Below are 22,360 nucleotides of genomic sequence, written 5' to 3'. Positions count from 1 at the left end.
CGGAGACTCATCAAAACGCCTGTGGAGAACCCATAAGACCTGGAGCAATTTAGGCAGGGATCTATGAAGCAGGAATCGCGTGACTTTTAGTCATGCGAGGTTCAAAAATACCTCTACTTTTTCTTTTCCAGAAGAACACTGAATTCTTCTTCAAGACTATTTTCCAGTAGTTGCGGTTGAGGGGAGCAAGTATTTATCATACCAAGCTAAATAACGCTCTAGGACATCACGTTGATAACTCGGTTTGCTAATTCCGTGGGATTGTCCGGGATAAACTACTAACTGAGTATCAATTCCGAGACTTTTCAGGGCTTGATACATCTGTTCCGAGTTTAGCAGTGGTACAGAACCATCCTTGTCACCTCCCAGAAATATTGTCGGTGTCACAATTCGGTCAGCGTGAAGAAATGGGAAAGAAATTCGCAGCCATGTATCCAGGTTCTTCCACGGTACGCCTAACTCCTGTTCTTGGTCATAAATATACTCATCTGTACCATAGGTAGCCAGAATATTTGATTCACTAGCCCCACTAACTGCGGCTTTAAAGCGAGTATCTTGAGCAATAGTATAGTTGGTTAACATCCCCCCATAACTCCACCCACCAATTCCTAAACGCGATGGCGAAGCAATTTTGCTAGCGATCGCATAATCAGCACCGGCAATAATATCTTGAGCGTCTTTGTTTCCCCAGTCTGCATAAATCGCTTTTGAGAAGGCTTCACCTCTTCCTGAACTCCCGCGTGGATTCACACCAACGACAACATAACCATGAGCAGCAAACAGTTGCCAATTAAACATAAACTGATTTGCGAACTGACCCACAGGCCCACCATGCAGCATCAGCAGTGTCGGGTATCTCTTCCCTGACTGAAAGTTAGGTGGCTTGACAAGAAAACCGTGAATTTCTGTTCCATCCTTACTATTAAAGGTGATTTCATTTGTAGTTGCTAAATTTAGTTGAGCTAGCAACTGATCATTTTGGTGCGATAATGGACGCAAATCTTTACCTTTGAAGGCGAAGACTTCATTTGGTTCTTGTGGCGTTGAAGAAAGTAAAGCGATTTTGTCATCGCCTCCTAAATCAAAGTTACTAATATTTCGCCTTCCTGCTAACAATCGCTGAATTTTGCCACCAGCTACGGGTATCTTTGCAAGGTGAACGTTACCATCGTCTTCGATTAAAAACAGTATTGATTTGCCATCTTTGGTAAAACGCGGCTTGACAACATTGCGATCAAGGCTTTTAGTCAGTAGACGCGGAGTGCCGCCAAGGACAGGAATCACCGCTAGATGGTAAACTGCGTATTCAATGAGTTTGGGTGAACCTCCTTGAAGATAGGCAATTGACTTCCCATCTGGACTCCAAGCTGGACGGCTACCCCAATCAGGATCGCAGTCAGCACCAGGAAAAGTGGTTAGCTGGCGGGCTTTTGCTCCAGCTTGGGCAGCGATGACATAAAGATTCCAATTATTGTTGCGATCGCTATTTTCACCGCGTTTGCTCACAAAAGCAATATTTTTGCTATCACTTGACCAAGCAGGTAAAGACTCATTAAATGAACCTGGGGTGAGAATCTCTGTTTTATGAGTTGCTAAGTCCAATACATAAAGATGTTCTCGACTTTTGTCAATAAAACCGACACCATCTTCTTGGAAGTGAAACAGATCGATAACAATCGGTGGTGGAGTTTTGCCATTAAAGGGAGTTTCTGGAGCTGGTTGAGAGGCAATTACAGCTAGTCGTTTACTGTCACCAGACCAGACAAAATCGCTAACATCACCAGCAAAGTCGGATATTTTTTCAGCTTCACCACCTGCTAGGTTGATCAACCAAATTTGTTGTTTTCCAGATTCACGGCTGGAGATGAAAGCTAGATACTTCCCATCTGGGCTGAACCGAGGGTTATATTCACTATCTTTACCGTTAGTTAAATGTAACGTTCGGGAAGCATCCCAAGAAGTCATGTAAATATGTTTATCTTGTGTATCATTTTTCAAATTCGTATTAGTTACTGTGTAAGCAATCCAGTCTCCAGTGGGAGAAAGTTGGGGGTCGCTAATTTGGCGAAAGGCAAACTGATCTTCAAGCGTCAGCAGGCGTTTTTCTTGAGCTTGAGCCGGAATATTTATACCGAGTTTCACCGCTAAAACAGCACTGATGAAAGCGATTTTTGTTAGCTTTTTCATAACTAGATATCATAACTTGGGGTTGGCACATTTTTTTTTGAAGGTAGAGAAATTGGCAAATAAGCTAAATATGGCTTTTTTGAATTAATGACCTACAATCTCGTTACAATACCAATCTGAGCAAATATATCCGATTGCCCACAGACCGCATCATTAAGCCCCTATTCTTCCATCACAGAGAACGAGAGAGTAGGGGTTTGTTATGCCCGAATGAGTTAAACTAGACATTTCTACGACTTTTTATTAATAATTTTTCCAGTTCCACCACAAAAGCTACAAGTTTTGTATTGTGGTATGGGAGATGAACCTATTGATTCGGGTTGTTCTATTTTACCTTTGCCAAAACAGTATGTACATTTAATCTCTTGTTTATCCGCCATTGGAAATAACCTCAACTACATAAATTGAGTATTCCCACTTTGAACGCGCGATCGTCCCTTGCCCCATCGCCAAGACCTAACTAAATAAATAATATGATTAATTTGGCAACTGACACCACAAAATTGGAAACAAAACTCCTTGAGAAGAAATACTTCGAGTTACACCCTTCCTTACAAAGAATTATCCAGTTATTTTCAGTAATTTATGCACCGATAGACAAAAATTCATTCATAAGTTGTCTTAGCAAAACGGACGCTTTAGATGAAAATAATAAACCTTGGAGTACTAAAACTCTCAGTCCCAAAATTGATAAATTGTTAAAAGCAGGCTTGTTAGTGCAAGAAAGCAAACAAGGTGCTGAATGTCACCCGTTACTCACAGAAATTGCTACTCGTCATGCTATAAAAACTGAACAGTTTGAAATCCAAGTGATAGCAGTTGAAGAAAAGCTACCTATACGTACTCATTGGAACCATGATTCTCGTCGGATATTCCATAGTTTACGCCAGTGTATCAGAGAAATCCGTATAGGTTTTTATCGCCAAGATCCTAATTTTATTAATAAGCAAATTGAAGATTACGAGAAGTATGGTGATAGCGAAGAAAAAATAGTAATACAAAATATCTTTGAGCAGATATGCAATAACCCATTTGATGCCGATTGGTTGAGTACCTTACCACAAGGATTATATGAAAGTAGCATATCTAGCATCCTCCTAAATTCAACATTAAAATTGTCTGCGTCTCAAGATGCCTTTACACTGTTAGAAGAAGAATGTTCTTCAACTGGAAGACATTGCTCAGATTATCTGCACCTGATTTTGACAGAACAAATGTTGCTTCGAAGTTGTACCGAAGAAGCACAAGAAAGTCTGGAGCGGATATCGCTTGAATATCAAGATAACGCTGCCGTCTTTTGGGGCTGGTTAAGTTTTCTACGGGGGGAGAATGAGCAAGCAATTAACTATTATACAGATGCTCTGAAAAAGCTGAAAAAAGCGACAGGCAAACGCCAAATATATTTCAATACAATGGGGGGTTTATTTTTTATCCTCGCACTGTTAAAAGATGGTTCAGCACAACGCCTCAAAGAAGCAGAAGAGTACACCAGTTTGATGTCTCGTCAATCAGATCATTGGCTTAGGTTTATTTATGGCAGACTGAAAATGGTACTGCAAGTACACCAGGGTGATATTACCCAAAAACAATTTGTACTTAGCGGTCATATTTCCTCAGTAGAAGAAGAAAATAGCTTACAAACATTGTTTTGTTCACTATGCCTTTACTGGATGGATGCTGAGGGTGCGAAAAAACGCTTACCTAATTTATTAGAGCCATTATATCGGCGATCGCTTGCCTCCGGTTATCACTGGTTAGCAATGGAAAGTGCAGAACTCCTATCCAGGCTCAAACCTAGTAGTAACTACAAAAAAGAAGCAGAGGCACTGCGAGAAGATAGCGATATTCATTCCATCGTAGACTTAATTCAACCCCAAGAAGCTTGGGAAATGTGCCTTAATGCCCTGGCAAATCTCCAAAAAGAACCACAAACACCAGGAAAACCCGAATCCGAACTGCGTTTAGCATGGTTCATTACCTTCTATCCCAGCAAATGTGTCTTACAACCAAAGGAACAGAAAGTTAATGCTAAAGGGGAGTGGAGTAAAGGTCGCCCCATCGCCCTCAAGCGTCTCAACAGTGCATTATCTGAGTTTGATTACATCACATCTCAAGATATGCGGGTATGTAGTTGTATTGAGGTATATCAAGATGGCTCTTATTACGGCAAAGTTGATTATACATTCGGTGAAAAAGCCATCTCTGCTTTAATTGGACACCCGTTGGTTTTTTGGGAAGATACACCTAATATTCGTGTAGAAATCGTCAAGGGAGAACCAGAATTACTGGTTAAAAAAGAGAAACTTGGTCGTCTCACCTTAGAATTTTCTCCCAAATTACCAGAATCACAGAATATTCTGCATATCAAAGAAACCCCAACCCGCATCAAAGTCATTGAGATTACAACAGAACACAGACGCATCGCAGAGATTATAGGTAAGGATAATAAATTAAACGTGCCTGCGATCGCCGAAAAGCAAGTTTTGGCAGCCATAAATGCCGTCTCTGGCATTGTCACCGTACATTCTGACATTGGTGGCGGCTCAGAAGGTGCAGAAGAAGTACCCGCCCAGACTCTGCCCCATATTCACCTTTTACCTGCCAATGCCGGCTTGAAAATCACCCTGTTGTCGCGCCCCTTTGCCCAAGGTGGCCCTTACTTTCGTCCTGGTACAGGTGGTGAAACTGTCATTGCCGAGATTGAGGGTAAACGTCTCCAAACCAGACGAAATCTTTCTCTTGAGAAGCAACTTGCCACCGACGCTGTAGCCGCCTGTCCCAGCTTGACTCAAAGTGAAGAACAAGATGGTGAATGGGTAATAGTTGAACCAGAGGAATGTTTAGAACTGCTGCTAGAACTGCAAGCACTAGGAAATAAAATAGTCATGGCATGGCCAGAAGGAGAAAAGCTACGTGTTAGCCACAATGCCGACCTGAAAGACTTTAATTTATCAATTCAGCGTCAGCAAGACTGGTTTGCAGCCACTGGGGAGTTGAAATTGAATAACGATCTAGTGCTAGATATGCAGCAACTATTAGAACTATTAGAGAAAACCCCTAGCCGTTTTATCCCCCTTGGCGATGGTCAATTCTTGGCTTTAACTCAAGCTTTTCGGAAACGCCTCGACGAATTGCGGATGTTTTCGGAAAAACATAGTAAAGGTATTCGTTTTCACCCATTGGCAACATTAGGGTTAGAGGATTTTGTCGATGAAGTAGGTAAGGTAAAAGCAGATAAACACTGGAAAACACATATCCAGCGTCTCCATGAGGTAAAAAACCTTCAGCCAGAACTGCCATCTACGCTTCAAGCAGAACTACGTGACTACCAGATGGAGGGTTTTTGTTGGCTGGCGCGGCTAGCACATTGGGGTGTGGGTGCTTGTTTGGCAGACCAAATGGGACTCGGTAAGACCGTGCAAGCATTGGCTGTCATCCTCAGAAATGCCCATGAAGGGGCAACCCTAATTATTGCGCCCACTTCTGTGTGCATGAATTGGGTGAGTGAAGCGCAGAAGTTTGCCCCAACCCTAAATATTATTCAATTTTCTGGTGCTAACCGCCAAAAATTATTGGATGGGTTACAACCGTTGGATATGTTGGTATGCAGCTATGGTTTATTACAGCAGGAAGAAGTAGCTCAAATGCTCTCTCTTGTACAGTGGCAAACTATTGTCCTGGATGAAGCCCAGGCGATTAAAAATATGACCACTAAACGTTCTCAGGCAGCCATGAACCTAAAATCTAATTTTAAGTTACTGACTACTGGGACTCCCATTGAGAATCACCTGGGTGAGTTGTGGAATTTGTTCCGCTTTATCAATCCTGGATTATTGGGTTCTTTTGAAAGCTTCAATCAACGCTTTGCCATCCCCATTGAAAAATATCAGGATAAACTTGCACGTAACAAACTCAAAAAACTGATTCAACCATTTCTGTTGCGGCGGACAAAAAATCAGGTATTAGAAGAGTTGCCGTCTCGTACCGAAATTCTTCTTCATGTAGAGTTAAGTCGAGAGGAAAAGGCATTCTATGAAGCGTTGCGCCGTCAGGCAATATCTAAACTTACCGAAAGTGATGCAGATGCTGGAAAGAAACATTTGCAAGTTTTGGCTGAGATTATGAAATTACGTCGCGCTTGCTGTAATCCTAGCTTGGTTATGCCTGACACAGAATTACCCAGTTCCAAGTTGCAACTTTTTGGTGAGGTGCTGGGTGAACTGCTCGAAAATCGTCATAAAGCATTAGTGTTTAGTCAGTTTGTTGACCATTTGCACATTATCCGCAATTATCTGGAACAGCAAGGTATTAATTATCAATATCTAGATGGCAGTACTTCAGTAGCAGAGCGCAAAAAACGGGTAGATGCCTTCCAAGCTGGTTCAGGGGATGTTTTTCTCATTAGTCTCAAAGCCGGGGGAACAGGACTTAATCTGACTGCGGCTGATTATGTCATCCATACAGACCCTTGGTGGAACCCTGCTGTGGAAGACCAAGCTTCAGACCGCGCCCATCGGATTGGACAACAACGTCCGGTGACAATTTATCGTCTAGTTGCAAAGGATACTATTGAAGAAAAGATTGTGCAATTGCATCACCATAAGCGAGATTTAGCAGATAGTCTCTTGGAAGGTACTGAGATGAGTGGCAAAATATCAACGGAAGCCTTGTTACAGTTAATTAGTGAAGGATAAGCTGTTCCGCTTAGGTGACAACTTAGCCACCTTGACCCCCAATACGGTTCGGTTAAGGTTTTTTGATGTAAATTCTAGAGCGTAAAGATGCGAGGAATCATCACAAAGACGCGATAAATCGCCGTCTCTACGAAAAAATGATTATTGTAGAGACGGCGATTCATCGCGTCTCTTGCCTTAACCGAACAGTATTGCCTTGACCCCTACCCCTAGTTAACCAACGGATCTATATTTCCCTGACAAATCCAAGCTCCCCAGTAAAAGGGATGTTCTAACGGTGTGTCTTGTTCTTGACAATTAATTTTACTATTTACTGATAACTCTTTAACCGCCAAAAGTTCTTTTAGCACTTCTAAACCCAAAGCTGATTCGCGCAATTGTTTAACTGTAATTTTACGGATATAATTCTGAGCAGAATGTAACGCCTCAGCCCGACTCATCCCAGACTGCAAATTATCAAAGAAACGCTCCATCAGTAAAGCAGTCACCTTATCGGGAACTGCCCACAGACTCATCACCAGAGTTTTTGTACCCGCGACGGCAAAAGCGCGACGTAATCCAAACACACCTTCGCCAATTTTAATATCTCCCCTGGCAGTATCACAGGCAGAAAGAACCGTCAATTCATTACTCGACAAATCTAAACTGGCAATATCTTGGGCAAAAACAAAGCCTTTACCTGCCGCTTGAGGAAGTGTCCCACCAGCCAGCCAAGTATTAGCACCCGCTAAAGCCAGTCCAGAACGCAACATCGGATTTTCTACCTTAGTTGTTCGCAGACGTTCCATGCTTAATAGATTACGTCTTTTAGTGACTGATACAGAATCGCTTTGGAATAAGCCATGAGTCGCAATTAGCATGATACTGGGACACTCACTACTTGTCAGGCGGGTTTCTACTGCCTCTGCACCTAAGTATAATTTGGCATCAGGTAGTTTTTTTGCCACACTTTCGCCTAAAAACCTTGTCCCAGGAGCGCGGAATAAGCCTTTTGTAGTGAGAGTAGTAAGTAATTCTGGTATTTTTGGTGCTGGTGCGTTGCCACTTTCTCGATCTCTGGCTGTATCTGCTGTTAAATCAAAATCAGGATCGGCGATAATTAATGGTGCAGAGATAGAACCTGTCGGTATCTGAACTTTGCTGCGGAGAATTTCTCGCCCGACACTGAGATAACTGATGGTATACTCATCCATTAATAGACTTGAGCCGATGACATCAATTGGTAATATCTGAAATGGCACTAAATTTAAGTTACCATCGGGTGCAATAATCAAATGTCTACAATTTTTCACCAAGTCACGGATAGGGTGAAAAATTGCTTGACTCAGTTGTATCGCATCTGTGGGATTATATGATTTAATTTGCAGCTTTGGTGCGTGACTACTTTTACCCCAGGCTAATGTGGGGTGGGTGTAGTCAGATGCTTGTAAGCGAAATACTTGAATTAGTCTGTCAACTGTTTCGGCTGCTCCTAAATCTACCATCTGCACGGCATCAGGTTTTCCGGCTGTAAAAATAAATGCTAAATACCGCGCTGGATGCCATTGTGTTACTCCCTGCGCCTGGATTGCCTGAAAATCGAATACATCGAAGCGAACAAACTCAACTAAAATGGAGTTAGGCGGTAAAGCTAGTCCTACGGACTGACGATCAAAAATTTGCTCAGATAACTGAATTTCTGGAACTTGTGCAGCTAATTGTTTTTGTAAGTTGTTATGTCTGCTTTCCAGTTGTCTCAAGTTTGATTGATATCTAGTCAAATCATCTGTTTCGGGAACTGCAAAAGTGAGATGGATAATTTGATTACTCAAATCGCGCAGTTGGCGAAATTTTTCTGTGAGTTGTGGGTAACGTCCGTTATAAAATGCCTCGTTTTGAGCCGCTAGAGCCGATGCAGTCAAGGCTTTGCGTTTGAGGACAAAATCGAATGCTGCAAGTTTAGCGTTGTCTGAGTCAGCAAGATGATTGCAGACTAGGGAAAGAAATAAGTCAAAATTATTTCTGATTTTTTGGAGAAAGGCTAGGCGATCGCTCTCAGAACTAAACGCAAATATATTCCGAATAATCTTGTCATTAATGTTACTTGCTTGCACACGACATAACAAAGATTCCTCTGGACGATTAGTAGCAGCGAGTAGAGTCGCCAAATTATTTAAGCTAAACGCCACATCGGGATGTGACTTTCCTAGTAAGCGTTTTCGCATCGCCAAGGTTTCTAAATACTTCTGTTCGGCTTCTTCGTAGCGTCCCAAAGAAAAATACAACTCTCCTAAATTATTCAAACTATTAGCAATTAGTATGTGTTCTTCACCTAATAATAATTTTCTTAAACTTAATGTTTCCAAGTGTAGCTTTTCTGCTTCTGGATAACGCCCTTGAAAATCATAAATAACAGCCAAGTTATTCATACTACTAGATACGTGTGGGTGTTCATTCCCAAACACAGTTTTAACAATTTCCAATGCTGATAAAAGTAATGACTCTGAGCGATCGTATTGAGTTAGGTCGTCATATAATACAGCTAAATTGTTGAGACTAACTGCAACGAATGGGTGACTCTCTCCTAATAAGCGTTTTCTCATCGCCAAACTTTCTAAATGCACTTCTTCTGATTCCGAATATCGTCCTTGGATGCGGTAAAGTGCTGCTATCTGGTTTAAAGTGTCAGCAATAACGGGATGCTCATTACCTAGTATATTTTTTTGAATTTCTAAAGCTTTGAGATATTTTTGTTCAGCTTGAGAATAATTCCCTTGTGCTTCATCAAGTCCTGCCATATTATTAAAAATATGGCCAATTGACCGATGTTGTTTCCCCAGTAATCTCTCCAGCATTGGTAATGCTTGTAAATACTGTTGTTCTGCCTCTATGTAGCGTCCTTGATATGTATAAACTACTGCCAAATTACTTAAACTCTCGGCAATATCAGGGTGTTCTCCAGTAAACAAGCGCCTTCTCAGAAAATAAGCTTCAAGATACTTCTGTTCAGATGCTAAATAGTTACCTTGAATTAGATAAACCTCTCCTAAATGATCCAAACTATTAGCAATATCAGGATGCTCATCACCCAGCAAGCGTTTTCTCATTGATAAGACTTCTAAAAACCTTTGCTCTGCTGCTATATAATTTCCCAGATCCTGATAAATACCAGCAATATTGCTCAAAATAGATGCTATATATGGATGTTCATCACCTAATATGTTTTGACAGATTTCTAATGATTTTAAAAACTTGATTTCAGCTTCTGAGTAGCGCCCTTGGGCATCATACAATTTTCCCAAATTATTCAGGCTGCTAGCAATATCAGGATGTTCATCACCAAACAATTGTGTTTTCATTGCTAATGCTTCTAAGTGCATTTTTTCAGCATCAGCATAGCGTCCTAATGATGTATAAAGAGCAGCTAAATTAGTTAAAGATTGAGCAATATCAGGATGTTGCTCATCAAATAAGCATCTTCGCATTGCTAAAGCTTCTAAATGCACTTGTTCAGCTTTGAGATATTGTCCTTGTTCTCGATAAATTTCTCCTAGATTGTTTAAAGTAGTAGCAATTTCAAAATCTTCTTCCCCATAACATACTTTCCATAATTCTAAAGCTGATAAAAATAGTTCTTCTGCTGCTGGATAGTTACCTTGAGCATGATAGAGTGCTGCCAGATTATTTAAAGATTGAGCTACATCGGGATGCTCTGAACCAAACAGTTTTTTTCTAATCTTTAAAGTTTGTAAATATAAAGGCTCGGCTTCTGAGTAACGTCCTTGTATGCGATGTAATTCTGCTAGGTTATTCAAGCTATCACAATATACTGAATGCTCAGTTAGCTGCTGGTTTTCACCTAAGTTGACAGCTTGTTGGGCAACAATTATTGCTTGTTGTAAGTTTCCCTGTCCGGCGAGTTCTACAACCTGTGAATTAAGTTGATTCAATTCTTGTATGAGTTTTTCCATCTGCTAGTTCCAGATGCTTATATATTTTTTACTTTTCAATCAATTACTTATTTTATCTAAAATCGTTCACATAAGTTTCCATCCCCGTAAGGGGTCAAGGAATTAAAACACCTAGCTTTAGTCGTGATACCAACAGGACTTAAGTTTATGGTTTCCATCCCCGTGAGGGGTCAAGGAATTAAAACCCAAATTCTCTAAAGCAGCATCAGGAGGTTGATATCAATGGTTTCCATCCCCGTGAGGGGTCAAGGAATTAAAACACACAAAAAGCACAAGTAGAAACTGAAGCAAGCAAAAAGTTTCCATCCCCGTGAGGGGTCAAGGAATTAAAACTCTTTTGAAAAGGTACATGCTGAAGATCAGCATTGCTATGTTTCCATCCCCGTGAGGGGTCAAGGAATTAAAACTACTGTATTCAATTGCGTAACAACACGGCTAAAACCGGTTTCCATCCCCGTGAGGGGTCAAGGAATTAAAACTGGAATAAGTTCCAGAGGGGTGCCTCGTTAATCACGTTTCCATCCCCGTGAGGGGTCAAGGTGCGATGATGATGACAGTTTCCATCCCCGTGAGGGGTCAAGGAATTAAAACCAGTGATGGAAAAGTAAAGCTCATCAAACCATCAAATGTTTCCATCCCCGTGAGGGGTCAAGGAATTAAAACTAGTAACGCCTCAAACGCAAAATTTGAAGCAGAAGTGTTTCCATCCCCGTGAGGGGTCAAGGAATTAAAACCCAAGGAAAATTACTCAAAAGCCTTTTTGAGTGCAGCCAGGTTTCCATCCCCGTGAGGGGTCAAGGAATTAAAACAACTTTAGTTAGTTTGTTGGAAGCAAAAAACTTTCAAGTTTCCATCCCCGTGAGGGGTCAAGGAATTAAAACACGTTGAGGGAAGTGGAAACAGCGCAAACACTAACAAAAGTTTTCATCCCCGTGAGGGGTCAAGGAATTAAAACGTGAAAAAACTTTCCAAGCGAATTGCAACGGAACGGTTTTTTGTTTCCATCCCCGTGAGGGGTCAAGGAATTAAAACGCTTTGGCAAAATGGCAGTTAAAAAATTAGTTGAATGTTTCCATCCCCGTGAGGGGTCAAGGAATTAAAACTTTCTGGAACTGCTTTAGCTGGAATGAGAGATCAAGAAGTTAAAGTTTCCATCCCCGTGAGGGGTCAAGGAATTAAAACTGCATTGCCTACAAAATTACCAAAGGCAATGAAACTCTATGTTTCCATCCCCGTGAGGGGTCAAGGAATTAAAACCGGTTTTGACTTCATAAAATTGTCACAAGACAAACTTCCAGTTTCCATCCCCGTGAGGGGTCAAGGAATTAAAACTAACAATGCAGCATCCATCAAATTAGAAGGAAAGGTTTCCATCCCCGTGAGGGGTCAAGGAATTAAAACCACTTGCTACTGGACAGGAATTATACATTCCTTCATACCTGTTTCCATCCCCGTGAGGGGTCAAGGAATTAAAACAGTATCAACTACAATAGCAACAGTAATCAAATTGGAAGTTTCCATCCCCGTGAGGGGTCAAGGAATTAAAACAACGCAGACCAAGGAGCGAACGTTGTCCAGTCTAACCAGAGGTTTCCATCCCCGTGAGGGGTCAAGGAATTAAAACCCTACTCTTTTAGAAGCCTTATCAAGACTGAGTTTGAGATAGGTCAATCTGAGGGGGTTGTTTTTCAAGGTAAATAATTGAGAAATGATATCAACAGTATCAACCTGAAGAGACTTGAAACGCTTACTCAGTAAGCTATCTGAGGGGGTCAACGAAAGAATCAGGGTTTCAGACATTGCCTTACCCCCTCAGATGCTTATCATTCAGCAATAAACTATAAGTTTACTAAATGATTCCGAGTAAATGGAAATACTTTATTTAGATATTATTGATTTTTCATGGTTCAGTAATGCTTAAGAATAAATAGTATGAAAACAAACTATAAAAGTCAATCTACTTCATAATTGTTAACCATGCTAAATTCAGGATTTTAAACCTATGTAGGTGTTTTTGTTTGTGTAGCTGTGACTTCAATCTGCATAAGGTAGTAACAAATTACACTTTTTACTGAGCAGTAACCATATAATCTGTATACCAAAGTTGATATTCTCCGCTTTCAGTCACGTATTCTAGTAATGCCACAAGATGACTTGCTTCTAATTCCAAAGGCTCATTATCTCCTGGCGGTAGCCAGTCTAATGCAGGTACTTCCTTGGTAAAAACTGCGATAATTTCCTCCTTACCTGGTTCGCCTTCTATGGGGAAAGAGGTTATTGGCGAACCCTCTTGCGGCAAAGTTGTTTTACCCGTGTTCAATTGCGCCTGGGGAGCAAAACACGAGGGACAAAAACACCATAACTGTCCAGATGTATCTTTTTGCAACAGTATTAAATATCCAGGCGTTTCTAAGTTGACTTCAAAACGAATATAACTGCCTACCCGCACTGATTTTTCATAACGACTCGGTATTTTATGTCCCCAACGTAGTGTTTCTTCTTTTACTAAGACTACCCCCATTTGTTCAGTAGCAGAGCTTAATAATTGCAGTTGTTGCCAAAGGTTATCGAGGGGTGTGAGTTCTTGGGGTTCTGCTTCACCAAATACAGCGATATCTTGCCAGTCTAAGCCCAAGAAAACGCACATCTCTTGAAAATTTGTGCGATATATCGGTTTGGCGTTGAGGAAATTATTAACAGTTGTGTAACCTAATCCTACCTCTATAGCAAAATCTGTTTGAGTTAAATTTCTGGCTTTTAAGGCTTTTCTTGCCAGCTGAACGCCTTCAGGTGATGCAACCAGAGTCCGGCTCATAATAAGTAAAAAGGTAAAAGAAGAATAGCAAGAATTCTATCTAAGTCATATACGAAGTCATATACAAGAGTCAATAACCCATACACGAACTCATATATGGCACTGCAACAATTAAATTAAAGGTACTGCAAGGAGTAAATCTTAATTGTAGGGTGCGTTAAAGCAACGCGTAACGCACCACAATCATACGGTGCGTTACGGCTAATTGATCCTCTCTGTAACCATCAAATCCTAACATAGCCGTAACACACCCTACTTAATATTTTCTTTCTTTTACCTTTTACCTTTTTACTTTTTACTTATCACCATGTTCACCAAAGAACATCTTAATTTCGCATGGTTACAAGTTCGTGCGGGAAGTAAGAGCGCAGGTGTTGATGGTATTTCTGTTGATTTATTCGAGTCAATGGCTGCGGAACAATTACAGAATATCACATATCAACTCAACCACGAAACTTACACTGCAAGCCCAGCTAAAGGGTTTTATATACCTAAAAAAAATGGCAGTAAGCGGTTAATTGGTATCCCGATTGTGCGAGATAGAATTATCCAGCGCTTGCTACTTGATGAATTGTATTTTCCCTTAGAAGATACTTTTCTTGATTGTAGCTACGCCTATCGTCCTGGACACAGTATTCACCAAGCAGTACAACATTTGTATGGGTACTACAAATGTCAACCCAAATGGATTATCAAAGCCGATATCGCCGATTTTTTTGATAATCTCTCTTGGGCATTGTTGTTAACTGCATTGGATGAATTATCACTTGAACCAATTGTATTACAGTTGCTAGAACAACAGTTAAAGTCAGGAATCATCGTTGCTGGACAATATCGCAACTTTGGCAAGGGAGTATTACAAGGTGGGATACTTTCTGGTGCTTTAGCAAATTTATATCTCACTACTTTTGATCGAAAATGTCTCAGTCAAGGTATTAACTTGGTGCGATACGGAGATGATTTTGTTATCGCCTGTAATAGTTGGCATGAAGCAAACCGTATCCTTGACAAAATTACCGCTTGGTTGGGGGAAGTTTATTTAATTCTACAACCAGAGAAGACACAGATTTTTACTCCCAATGATGAGTTTACCTTTTTGGGTTATCGCTTTGCTGGCGGTGAAGTATATACACCACCACCACCCAAACCTGTACTTGCAGGGGAATGGGTAATTAATGATTCGGGTACACCTTATTTTCGTAGTAAACCAAGACCTAGAAAACCAGTTTCTCGTCCTCCCAAAGGTTGCAGTATCGACAAACCGATCAATTTTCCCAAAGCATCTTTATCACATTATTGGCAGGAAACCATGACTACTTTATATGTAACCGACCAAGGTGCTTATTTAAGTGTAAAAAATCAGCAATTTCAAGTTTATTATCAAGGTGAATTGCGGATTAAGGTTCCAGTAAGTCGAGTGAGTAATGTTGTGCTGTTTGGTTGTTGTAATGTATCACATGGCGCAGTGAGTATGGCATTGCGGCGGCGGATTCCGATTATGTATTTGTCACAGAAGGGCAGGTATTTTGGTCGGTTGCAAGTAGAAGGTGATGCCAAGGTTGAATATTTGATGTTACAGGTTGAGCATTGTAAAAATCCTGAGTTTATCAAAAAACAAGCAGAAGCAATAGTTCGGGCAAAATTGCATAATTCACGCATATTATTGATGAGGCTAAACCGTCGTCAAAAATCTAAAAATGTAGATGAGAAAATCATTAAAGCTGCATCTAATGATTTGGAAATTTTGATGAGTAAACTACCTTTTGCAGATAATATGGATATGCTGCGGGGGTATGAAGGAAAAGCAGCGGCAATTTATTTTCAAACACTGGGAAGTTTGTTTTCTGGTTCGTTTACATTTGAAAAGCGCACCAAGCGTCCACCAACTGATCCAATTAATAGTATGCTCAGTTTGGGCTATACGTTGTTAAGCCAAAATGTTTATTCGTTCATCCAATCTGTAGGCTTGCACACTCATTTTGGAAATTTACACGTTCCCCGCGATAATCATCCAGCGCTAGTTTCTGATTTGATGGAAGAATGGAGGGCTGGCTTGGTCGATTCTTTGACTATTTATTTAGTCAATTCTGAAGTTTTTACGATTGATGATTTTACATTACCTGATGAACGACAAGGGGTGTATTTTCAGCCTCACGCACTCAAGAAGTTTCTTAAACATTGGGAAGAGAAATTGCAATCAGAAGTGACACATCCTCATACTGGACAAAAAGTAGTATACCGTCGCGCTCTTGAGTTGCAGGTACGAGAGTATATTTCTTGTTTGAAGGGTGAAGTCCAAGTGTATCGACCAATGATTTGGGAGAGATAGCCAATAAAACTTATGTTAAGTTTGCGGTTGACGCTGTGAAAATTCCAAAGTACTTTGTTATACTATTCCACAAAAGAACAGAACCTTGAAAACTTAATCTGACGTTTCCAAGTGAAAGCAAAAGTATTTGTTTTAACTTTGCACACGTAAGTTTTTAGCAGGGGTAGACCAATCGCTGAAACCCTTATGATTCCGTTGACCCCCGCTAATCGCTTACTGTACAAGGGTTTAAATAGGGTGTATGAGTCCTCCATTGTCAATAATTTGTACTTATTGACAGGCAATTCCGACCCCCCGCTAAAATGACCCCTTCAAACCCTCTCGTAGCAATGGTTCTACAAGGGTAGGGTTTTAATTCCTTTACCCCTCACGGGGATGGAAACGATTGCTCTAGATCACCAACTTTTGGGTTGGTTTCTACTGGGTTTTAATTCCTTTACCCCTCACGGGGATGGAAACTGTTGCTCGTTTTGGTTGTGGAACCAAGCAAGACTAGTTTTAATTCCTTTACCCCTCACGGGGATGGAAACCTAATTTCAATAAACTTGCACTTATTGTGACTAGCCGTTTTAATTCCTTTACCCCTCACGGGGATGGAAACTTTGAGGCAAATCTTCCTTACTCATACCAAAATTTATTGGTTTTAATTCCTTTACCCCTCACGGGGATGGAAACTTTAAAATTGCGGAGCTAGCATTATTATTGACGGCGGTTTTAATTCCTTTACCCCTCACGGGGATGGAAACCTCTTACTAAGTAAACTATGGCTAAGAGGATGTTTTAAAAGTCATGATTGATGTATCAAATATTTCTTTACCCCACCCTAACCCTCCCCTTATAAAGGGGAGGGAAGCGGATTTTCTTATTTCCCACCTTTATAAGGGGGGATTAAGGGGGGTAATAATTCGATTAAAGTCACAGCCAACTACTTTTCAAATAAGCTCTAAGTCGGGGATAATATCTCCGGCTTTTTTTATGCCTTTTTAGCAACTCATATAACCCATATACGAAGTCATATAAAAATAGCATTTACGCAAAGACGAACTCATATATCAACCTGAGAAAATTGAAATATAGGTAAAGAAAGAAAATTTTCTGACCTACAACTAAACCTAGTTGGTTTCAATTTATGTCTACGATTTACATCACCGAGCAGGACGTATCATTCCAAATTCAACACCATTATTTAAAGGTGTTTCATCAACAAAATCAACGTATCTGTATTCCCATTCGTAATCTCAGTCAGTTCATCATCTTTGGTAATATCAGTTTACCAAAAGAAGTCATTCAAATTGTTCATTCACATCAGATTCCCGTCTTATATCTAACCCAAACTGGTGAATATTTAGGACGGGTAGAAAACCCATCCAAACTACAAGCAAAATATCTCACCTACCAACGTAGACGCGCACGGGATACCGAATTTAATCGCACTACAGCAGAAAGTATTATCTGGGCAAAATTGCACAACCAACATACTTTTCTGCAAAGTTGGACTCGCTACCACGCTAATCATACAATCCAACGCGCATTAAATTACCTGACGCTGTTGATGGACAACTTACCGCTAGCACCAGGAATTGATGAATTGGACGAATACAGCAAGGAAGCTGATAACATCTACTACTGTGCCGTTGGTTCCCTACTCAGCTTTTACAATGGTTCCAGTTATACAATAGCAAAGCGCATTAGCGGACTCCTAAACCTGGGAAATCAACTACTGCATCAATATATTTACACACTTCTGAACACCGCAGGACTTGATCCTAATTACCCAATTTTACACCGCGATGGTCATCACGAACTGCCCTTAGCATGGGACTTTACCGCCGAATTTCGCGCACCTATTGTCGATGACTTGGTGTTAAATTTTGCTCGCAATCTGGCTAATAGTAATGGCAATGGTAATGGCAATGGTAACGGTAATGGTAATGGTAAAAGCCACTCACACAATCTTCTACAAAAGTTTCTGCAACATTGGGAAGCGAAACTGCGAACTTTTGTACTGCATCCTTACGCCGGAGAAGTAAGTTATCGTCAATGTCTCGACTTACAGGTACGAGAATATCGCGCATCTTTAATGGGGGATGTAGAATTTTACCGCCCTCTAGCGTTAAAGTTTCGCCCTGCAAGTGAAGTAAAAAGTAAAAAGTTAAAAGGCAAAAGAGAAGAAGTACAAGACTTACTTTTTACTGCTGACAATGATAGCTCCCAAAATTCTCTTCAACTCCTCAGACTCTTGTAATAATTTATTGAGGTCATGTTGTGAGACAATTTCTGTCGCAACAAGTAGGCGTAACCAATATTGAGTTTCACGAGCTTCTTTGAGAGCAATAGCATTTTTATTAATAAAATCCGCTTTGCTTTGTCCTGCTCTTGCTTCTTCGACATTAGCCCCAATTGAGGTTCCTGAGCGTAGTAACTGTTTAGCTAATGTGCGTGGAACTCCAGGTTTTTCTTCTAAAGACTGACATAACCTAACTATCCTAACCGCAAAGTCAAATGTTCTCTCAGTTATATCTTGATTCATCAACCCTAAAGGTAAAAAGTAAAAAGTTAAAGGTAAAAAGAAAAAAATGCTTAAACCCCAGGCTTTTAAGTTTGAATTAAATCCAAGTTAACACAACTCTCTATTTTCTTGTTTCTTTTGCCTTTTTACTTTTTACTTTTTACTTACTCTGATGTTTTATTTGGTTTGCTATGACATTGTTAGCGATACCCGTCGCAATAAAGTGGCGAAACTTCTAGAAGCTTACGGGTTGCGGGTGCAAAAATCGGTTTTCGAGTGCGTGTTGGATGAAAAGCAATACGAAATCCTATCCAAATACCTCTTCCGACTCGTTAACAAACGCGAAGACCAAGTTAGATTCTACCCCATGTCTGCACACAATCGTTGTAAGGTCGCAGTTTTAGGAACGCAACCTGAGTTTGTAGTAGACGACGCGGCGTTTATCGTTTAGCTACACGCAATTTTGACAAAGTATTGACCACATAAATCATAGCAAAATGAACGCTTGGAAAAAAGCACGCGCTCCACCTGTGTGAATGTCTCTGCGCTTTCGGTCAAGTTTGGACATTCGGAAACTTTTGAATGCACATTCAATCTATCAAGTTTCGTTTAATTTTTGCTGCAAAAGCCCAAAAACAACTTGATTCATTATCCCCAAAAGACCGCAAGCAATACGATAAAGCTTTTGAATGTTTCGCTAATCATGGTTCTACATATCCCAGCTTAAGAACCCATCGATATCGTTGCAAAGATGGCGAACTCTGGAGTTCTTCTGCATCAATGGCGAAACGGTTTTACTGGCGTTATATGGAGGATATGAGCATCATCATCACACATTTAGATTCGCACTAATCAAGGTCAGAATTCAGGAGTCAGCAGAACATTTGATGAATGAATATATAGCATTTTCCAGTTGAGTGAGGTACAAGAACCCCACCCCCAACCCCCTCCCCGCAAGCAATGAGGGGGCTATGATGTAACTCATGTGGTTGAGAAACGCTATACCAATGATACTAAACTCCTGATAAATTCTGACTTTTTATAATTCCTTGAAATTGCTCTTTCTGAATGCCTTTGAACTTTTAACTTGTTTATCATGTCTAATATTCGTCGAATCACCACACGCGAACGACATCTGATTTTACTCTATAGTAATTGGGACTTTAGCATGACACCAACACAATTTTATGCGAAATGGGCTGTAAGTTATGAACTAATTGCCTTGATATGCTCTCGTTCTGATTCAACAGTTCGAGGCTGGTTTAGAAATGGTTCTAATCGACGCTATCCCACACATAATGATTTACTTCATCTGGCTTTGATGGATCTTTTTCTCGAACATTTCGAGGAGATTCCCGAACAGGTTTTGCACTGGTTGCACCTTAATCATCTTGAGTGATATAGCAGTCTTAAATCATTTGTGAACAACAAGATCCCCGACTTCTTTGAGAAGTCGGGGATCTGAAACCCATTGATCTTCACAGATTAAAGTTTCACAACTTAAGTAATTTGTCAATAGCATCTTGCTCTGTCTTAGCAAATACTCATAGCCTACGGTAATGATAGTCATTTCAAAGCCGATTTTTTGGGTATTTTACAGCATTTGTAAGGTGGTTATCATGACCTATTTTCAGCAGTTGCATCCGTGGTGCATTATTCGCGTTTTATCTAACGAACAACTGTTGGATAATGCTGGCGTAACTTCTGGTGTTCAACAGTCTAATATTGTTGCACGGTTTCGCCGTCGTGATGATGCAGTTGCTTACTTACAAGTGTTGCGACATTCAATCAAAAATATCAAATTCTTGATTATTTTTGATGTGCAAGGAGTGCGAAATTTACCCGATAATGAGGCTTTGAGTTGATTGACTTTATCTAAACACCTGCGTCTTTGTTAATATCAGTTATCCTGATTATTGCTAAAAATTATATTCTCCAAAGTCCTTTGATCGGGACAGTCGAGGGTAATTGTGATGAAGCAAGACGGGGGAGAGCTGGTATGACAATAACATTAATCATCCCCAGCGATCGCTCAAACTGCTGGGGATTTTTATTTTACACCTATAACAGTAGCAATCACTCACATCTTAATCCCCATCAGGGGATGAAAAAAAGATAAAATACAGAAACTGTGGCTCAAATGATACTATGCCTCGACAATCTCAAAAAACGCCAAATATCGCTCCATATAAGCTTACATGGTTGCCGGACACAGAGTTAATCGGCTTAGAATTTGAGTTAGTCCCTGCAAAAGATTGTTACCTCTTCCCTCAGTACACTATTGGACTACACGCCTGGTTTCTCCAACAAGTGGGTTCCACAGACTCAGAACTTTCTGCTTACCTCCATGATGGAGAGTCAGAAAAACCTTTTACTATCTCAGCTTTAAATGGAGAGATTATCAGTAGCGGTAGACAAATACAACTATCTGCAAACACCTCCTATCGTTGGTATGTCACAGCTTTATCTCATCGAGTGCAACAGTGGATGGCGCAATGGGTAGAAAATTTACCAGAGGTGCTTGATTTAAAAAATGCGCCTTTGCAGATTCGTTCTGTCAATATTGCCCATCCTCCCACGACTTATAAGCAACTGCTAGAATCTGAGTTTAATGAGACTTTCGCCCTAAAATTTCTCAGTCCTACAAGTTTTCGCCGCAAAGGTCATCACTTTCCCTTACCAGTACCAGTGAATGTATTTCATAGCTACCTACGGCGCTGGAATGACTTTTCGGGGATGTCTGTTGACCAGGATGCTTTTTTGGCTTGGGTAGATGATTATATATTGATTACTCGTTGCCAACTAACAACCGCGAAGGTTTTGGCGGGGAAGAAAGGCGCAGTCACAGGATTCACTGGGGCGATTGAGTTGAGTTTAGCTAAAGATGCAGCAAAGCAGCCAGAATTTGGGCAGTTATTTTCTGCTTTAGGAAAACTTGCACCTTACTGCGGTACTGGTCACAAAACTACTTTTGGCTTGGGACAAACACGTTTGGGTTGGTCATCTCAAGTTGTCGAAAATATACCTGATGTGCAAATTGTCTTGGCGAAACGCATTGAAGATTTAACACAGATTTTTAAAGCACGACGCAAGCGGACGGGTGGCGATCGCGCGGATGAAATAGCCTCAAAATGGGCGACAATATTAGCACGGCGGGAAATGGGCGAGTCGTTGCAGGTGGTGGCAGAAGATTTAGAGATGCCTTATGAAACGGTGAAGACTTATGTCAAGTTGGCACGACGCGCCTTGAAGACTGAGGAGTAGTTTGGTATACTCTTGTTTAAGATAATCGGAACCTTGAAAATTTAATATTGCGTTTCCTAGTGAAAGTTAAAGTGTTAGTTTTTACCCTACACACGCAAATTTTTAGCGGGGGTATGCCAATGCTTGAAACCCTTGTAATTTCGTTGACCCCCGCGAATCGCTTACTGCGTATGGCTTTAAGATGTCTATAGTGCTGGGCTAGTGTCAGTAAAGTATGCTTGTTGACAGTAAAATCAGACCCCCCGCGAAAATGGCACTTTCAAACCCAGTTGTAGCAAGTGTTCTAGAAGGGTAGGGTTTTCAAATCATTACCCCTCACGGGGATGGAAACTTTTGTACGGTGATTTTTCCAGAACATCAACTTTGAGTTTTCAAATCATTACCCCTCACGGGGATGGAAACTTTTACTTTTTGTGCTTGTGCTGCACTTAAAGGAAGGGCGTTTTCAAATCATTACCCCTCACGGGGATGGAAACCAATATTGATGGTTCATTAGATATACAACCACAGTCGTTTTCAAATCATTACCCCTCACGGGGATGGAAACCTTAGAGTGCCACACAATACCATACCCGAGCATAAAAGTTTTCAAATCATTACCCCTCACGGGGA

13 protein-coding genes and 3 CRISPR repeat arrays (1 of these 16 only partly in view) are annotated in these 22,360 nt (G+C 40.7%); of the genes, 8 read left to right on the top strand and 5 right to left on the bottom strand.

Annotation, left to right across the window (positions count from 1 at the left end):
* Positions 1-156: 156 nt before the first annotated feature.
* On the bottom strand, positions 157-2,187 hold the full coding sequence (locus V7K98_RS23050) for a S9 family peptidase (protein ID WP_335026034.1): 2,031 nt from the start codon (positions 2,185-2,187) through the stop codon (positions 157-159).
* 230 nt (positions 2,188-2,417) lie between these two features.
* Positions 2,418-2,567, bottom strand: coding sequence for a hypothetical protein (locus tag V7K98_RS23045; RefSeq protein WP_334714354.1), 150 nt, complete (start codon positions 2,565-2,567; stop codon positions 2,418-2,420).
* Positions 2,568-2,660: 93 nt separating this feature from the next.
* On the opposite strand from V7K98_RS23045, the gene V7K98_RS23040 reads away from it, so the two are divergent.
* A complete protein-coding gene (locus tag V7K98_RS23040) occupies positions 2,661-6,881 on the top strand; it encodes a DEAD/DEAH box helicase (RefSeq protein ID WP_335026031.1) in 4,221 nt (1,406 codons plus the stop codon).
* Positions 6,882-7,090: 209 nt separating this feature from the next.
* On the opposite strand, the gene V7K98_RS23035 is transcribed toward V7K98_RS23040, so the two are convergent.
* On the bottom strand, positions 7,091-10,831 hold the full coding sequence (locus V7K98_RS23035; protein ID WP_335026029.1) for a CHAT domain-containing tetratricopeptide repeat protein: 3,741 nt from the start codon (positions 10,829-10,831) through the stop codon (positions 7,091-7,093).
* A 74-nt stretch (positions 10,832-10,905) separates the two neighbouring features.
* Positions 10,906-12,455: a CRISPR direct-repeat array (repeat unit 35 nt; unit sequence GTTTCCATCCCCGTGAGGGGTCAAGGAATTAAAAC).
* Positions 12,456-12,899: 444 nt separating this feature from the next.
* The gene (locus V7K98_RS23030) at positions 12,900-13,646 is read right to left on the bottom strand and encodes a DUF4384 domain-containing protein (RefSeq protein ID WP_335026027.1); all 747 of its coding nucleotides are present in this window, start codon (positions 13,644-13,646) and stop codon (positions 12,900-12,902) included.
* Between the two features lie 307 nt (positions 13,647-13,953).
* Between V7K98_RS23030 and cas1 (V7K98_RS23025) the strand changes: the two genes are divergently transcribed.
* The gene (cas1, locus tag V7K98_RS23025) at positions 13,954-15,975 is read left to right on the top strand and encodes a CRISPR-associated endonuclease Cas1 (RefSeq protein WP_335026025.1); all 2,022 of its coding nucleotides are present in this window, start codon (positions 13,954-13,956) and stop codon (positions 15,973-15,975) included.
* Positions 15,976-16,323: 348 nt separating this feature from the next.
* Positions 16,324-16,721: a CRISPR direct-repeat array (repeat unit 35 nt; unit sequence GTTTTAATTCCTTTACCCCTCACGGGGATGGAAAC).
* A gap of 383 nt (positions 16,722-17,104) precedes the next feature.
* Positions 17,105-18,220: a CRISPR-associated endonuclease Cas1 gene (gene cas1, locus V7K98_RS23020; protein WP_335026023.1), complete on the top strand. Its 1,116-nt coding sequence runs from the start codon at positions 17,105-17,107 to the stop codon at positions 18,218-18,220.
* Here the strand turns inward: cas1 (V7K98_RS23020) and V7K98_RS23015 are convergent.
* Complete coding sequence (locus V7K98_RS23015) at positions 18,158-18,505, bottom strand: four helix bundle protein (RefSeq protein ID WP_335026021.1); 348 nt, start codon at positions 18,503-18,505, stop codon at positions 18,158-18,160. The two genes, cas1 (V7K98_RS23020) and V7K98_RS23015, sit on opposite strands and share 63 nt — an antisense overlap.
* A gap of 151 nt (positions 18,506-18,656) precedes the next feature.
* Between V7K98_RS23015 and cas2 the strand changes: the two genes are divergently transcribed.
* The 5 genes from cas2 (at position 18,657) to cas6 (ending at position 21,748) form a co-directional block, all read left to right on the top strand.
* Entirely contained in the window at positions 18,657-18,935 is a 279-nt protein-coding gene (cas2, locus tag V7K98_RS23010) for a CRISPR-associated endonuclease Cas2 (RefSeq protein WP_042342121.1), read from the top strand.
* Positions 18,936-19,066: 131 nt separating this feature from the next.
* Complete coding sequence (locus tag V7K98_RS23005; RefSeq protein ID WP_335026019.1) at positions 19,067-19,336, top strand: hypothetical protein; 270 nt, start codon at positions 19,067-19,069, stop codon at positions 19,334-19,336.
* Between the two features lie 244 nt (positions 19,337-19,580).
* Positions 19,581-19,883: a hypothetical protein gene (locus V7K98_RS23000; protein ID WP_335026017.1), complete on the top strand. Its 303-nt coding sequence runs from the start codon at positions 19,581-19,583 to the stop codon at positions 19,881-19,883.
* Positions 19,884-20,103: 220 nt separating this feature from the next.
* On the top strand, positions 20,104-20,349 hold the full coding sequence (locus tag V7K98_RS22995; RefSeq protein ID WP_335026015.1) for a hypothetical protein: 246 nt from the start codon (positions 20,104-20,106) through the stop codon (positions 20,347-20,349).
* 283 nt (positions 20,350-20,632) lie between these two features.
* The gene (gene cas6 / locus V7K98_RS22990; protein ID WP_335026013.1) at positions 20,633-21,748 is read left to right on the top strand and encodes a CRISPR-associated endoribonuclease Cas6; all 1,116 of its coding nucleotides are present in this window, start codon (positions 20,633-20,635) and stop codon (positions 21,746-21,748) included.
* A 296-nt stretch (positions 21,749-22,044) separates the two neighbouring features.
* A CRISPR array of direct repeats spans positions 22,045-22,360; the repeat unit is 35 nt; unit sequence GTTTTCAAATCATTACCCCTCACGGGGATGGAAAC; it runs 223 nt beyond the window's last position.

Origin of the sequence: Nostoc sp., assembly GCF_036917435.1 — a bacterium.
GTDB lineage: Bacteria > Cyanobacteriota > Cyanobacteriia > Cyanobacteriales > Nostocaceae > Nostoc.
This window is presented reverse-complemented; position numbering and strand designations above follow the sequence as displayed.

What these genes read in the sequence shown, in the direction of transcription:
- V7K98_RS23045 (WP_334714354.1), bottom strand. Translation starts at nt 2,567, where the DNA reads ATGGCGGATAAACAAGAGATTAAATGTACATACTGTTTTGGCAAAGGT.
- cas1 (WP_335026023.1), top strand. Translation starts at nt 17,105, where the DNA reads ATGTCTACGATTTACATCACCGAGCAGGACGTATCATTCCAAATTCAA.
- cas1 (WP_335026025.1), top strand. Translation starts at nt 13,954, where the DNA reads ATGTTCACCAAAGAACATCTTAATTTCGCATGGTTACAAGTTCGTGCG.
- cas6 (WP_335026013.1), top strand. Translation starts at nt 20,633, where the DNA reads ATGCCTCGACAATCTCAAAAAACGCCAAATATCGCTCCATATAAGCTT.
- V7K98_RS23030 (WP_335026027.1), bottom strand. Translation starts at nt 13,646, where the DNA reads ATGAGCCGGACTCTGGTTGCATCACCTGAAGGCGTTCAGCTGGCAAGA.
- V7K98_RS23005 (WP_335026019.1), top strand. Translation starts at nt 19,067, where the DNA reads ATGCACATTCAATCTATCAAGTTTCGTTTAATTTTTGCTGCAAAAGCC.
- cas2 (WP_042342121.1), top strand. Translation starts at nt 18,657, where the DNA reads ATGTTTTATTTGGTTTGCTATGACATTGTTAGCGATACCCGTCGCAAT.
- V7K98_RS23035 (WP_335026029.1), bottom strand. Translation starts at nt 10,831, where the DNA reads ATGGAAAAACTCATACAAGAATTGAATCAACTTAATTCACAGGTTGTA.
- V7K98_RS23015 (WP_335026021.1), bottom strand. Translation starts at nt 18,505, where the DNA reads ATGAATCAAGATATAACTGAGAGAACATTTGACTTTGCGGTTAGGATA.
- V7K98_RS23040 (WP_335026031.1), top strand. Translation starts at nt 2,661, where the DNA reads ATGATTAATTTGGCAACTGACACCACAAAATTGGAAACAAAACTCCTT.
- V7K98_RS23000 (WP_335026017.1), top strand. Translation starts at nt 19,581, where the DNA reads ATGTCTAATATTCGTCGAATCACCACACGCGAACGACATCTGATTTTA.
- V7K98_RS22995 (WP_335026015.1), top strand. Translation starts at nt 20,104, where the DNA reads ATGACCTATTTTCAGCAGTTGCATCCGTGGTGCATTATTCGCGTTTTA.
- V7K98_RS23050 (WP_335026034.1), bottom strand. Translation starts at nt 2,187, where the DNA reads ATGAAAAAGCTAACAAAAATCGCTTTCATCAGTGCTGTTTTAGCGGTG.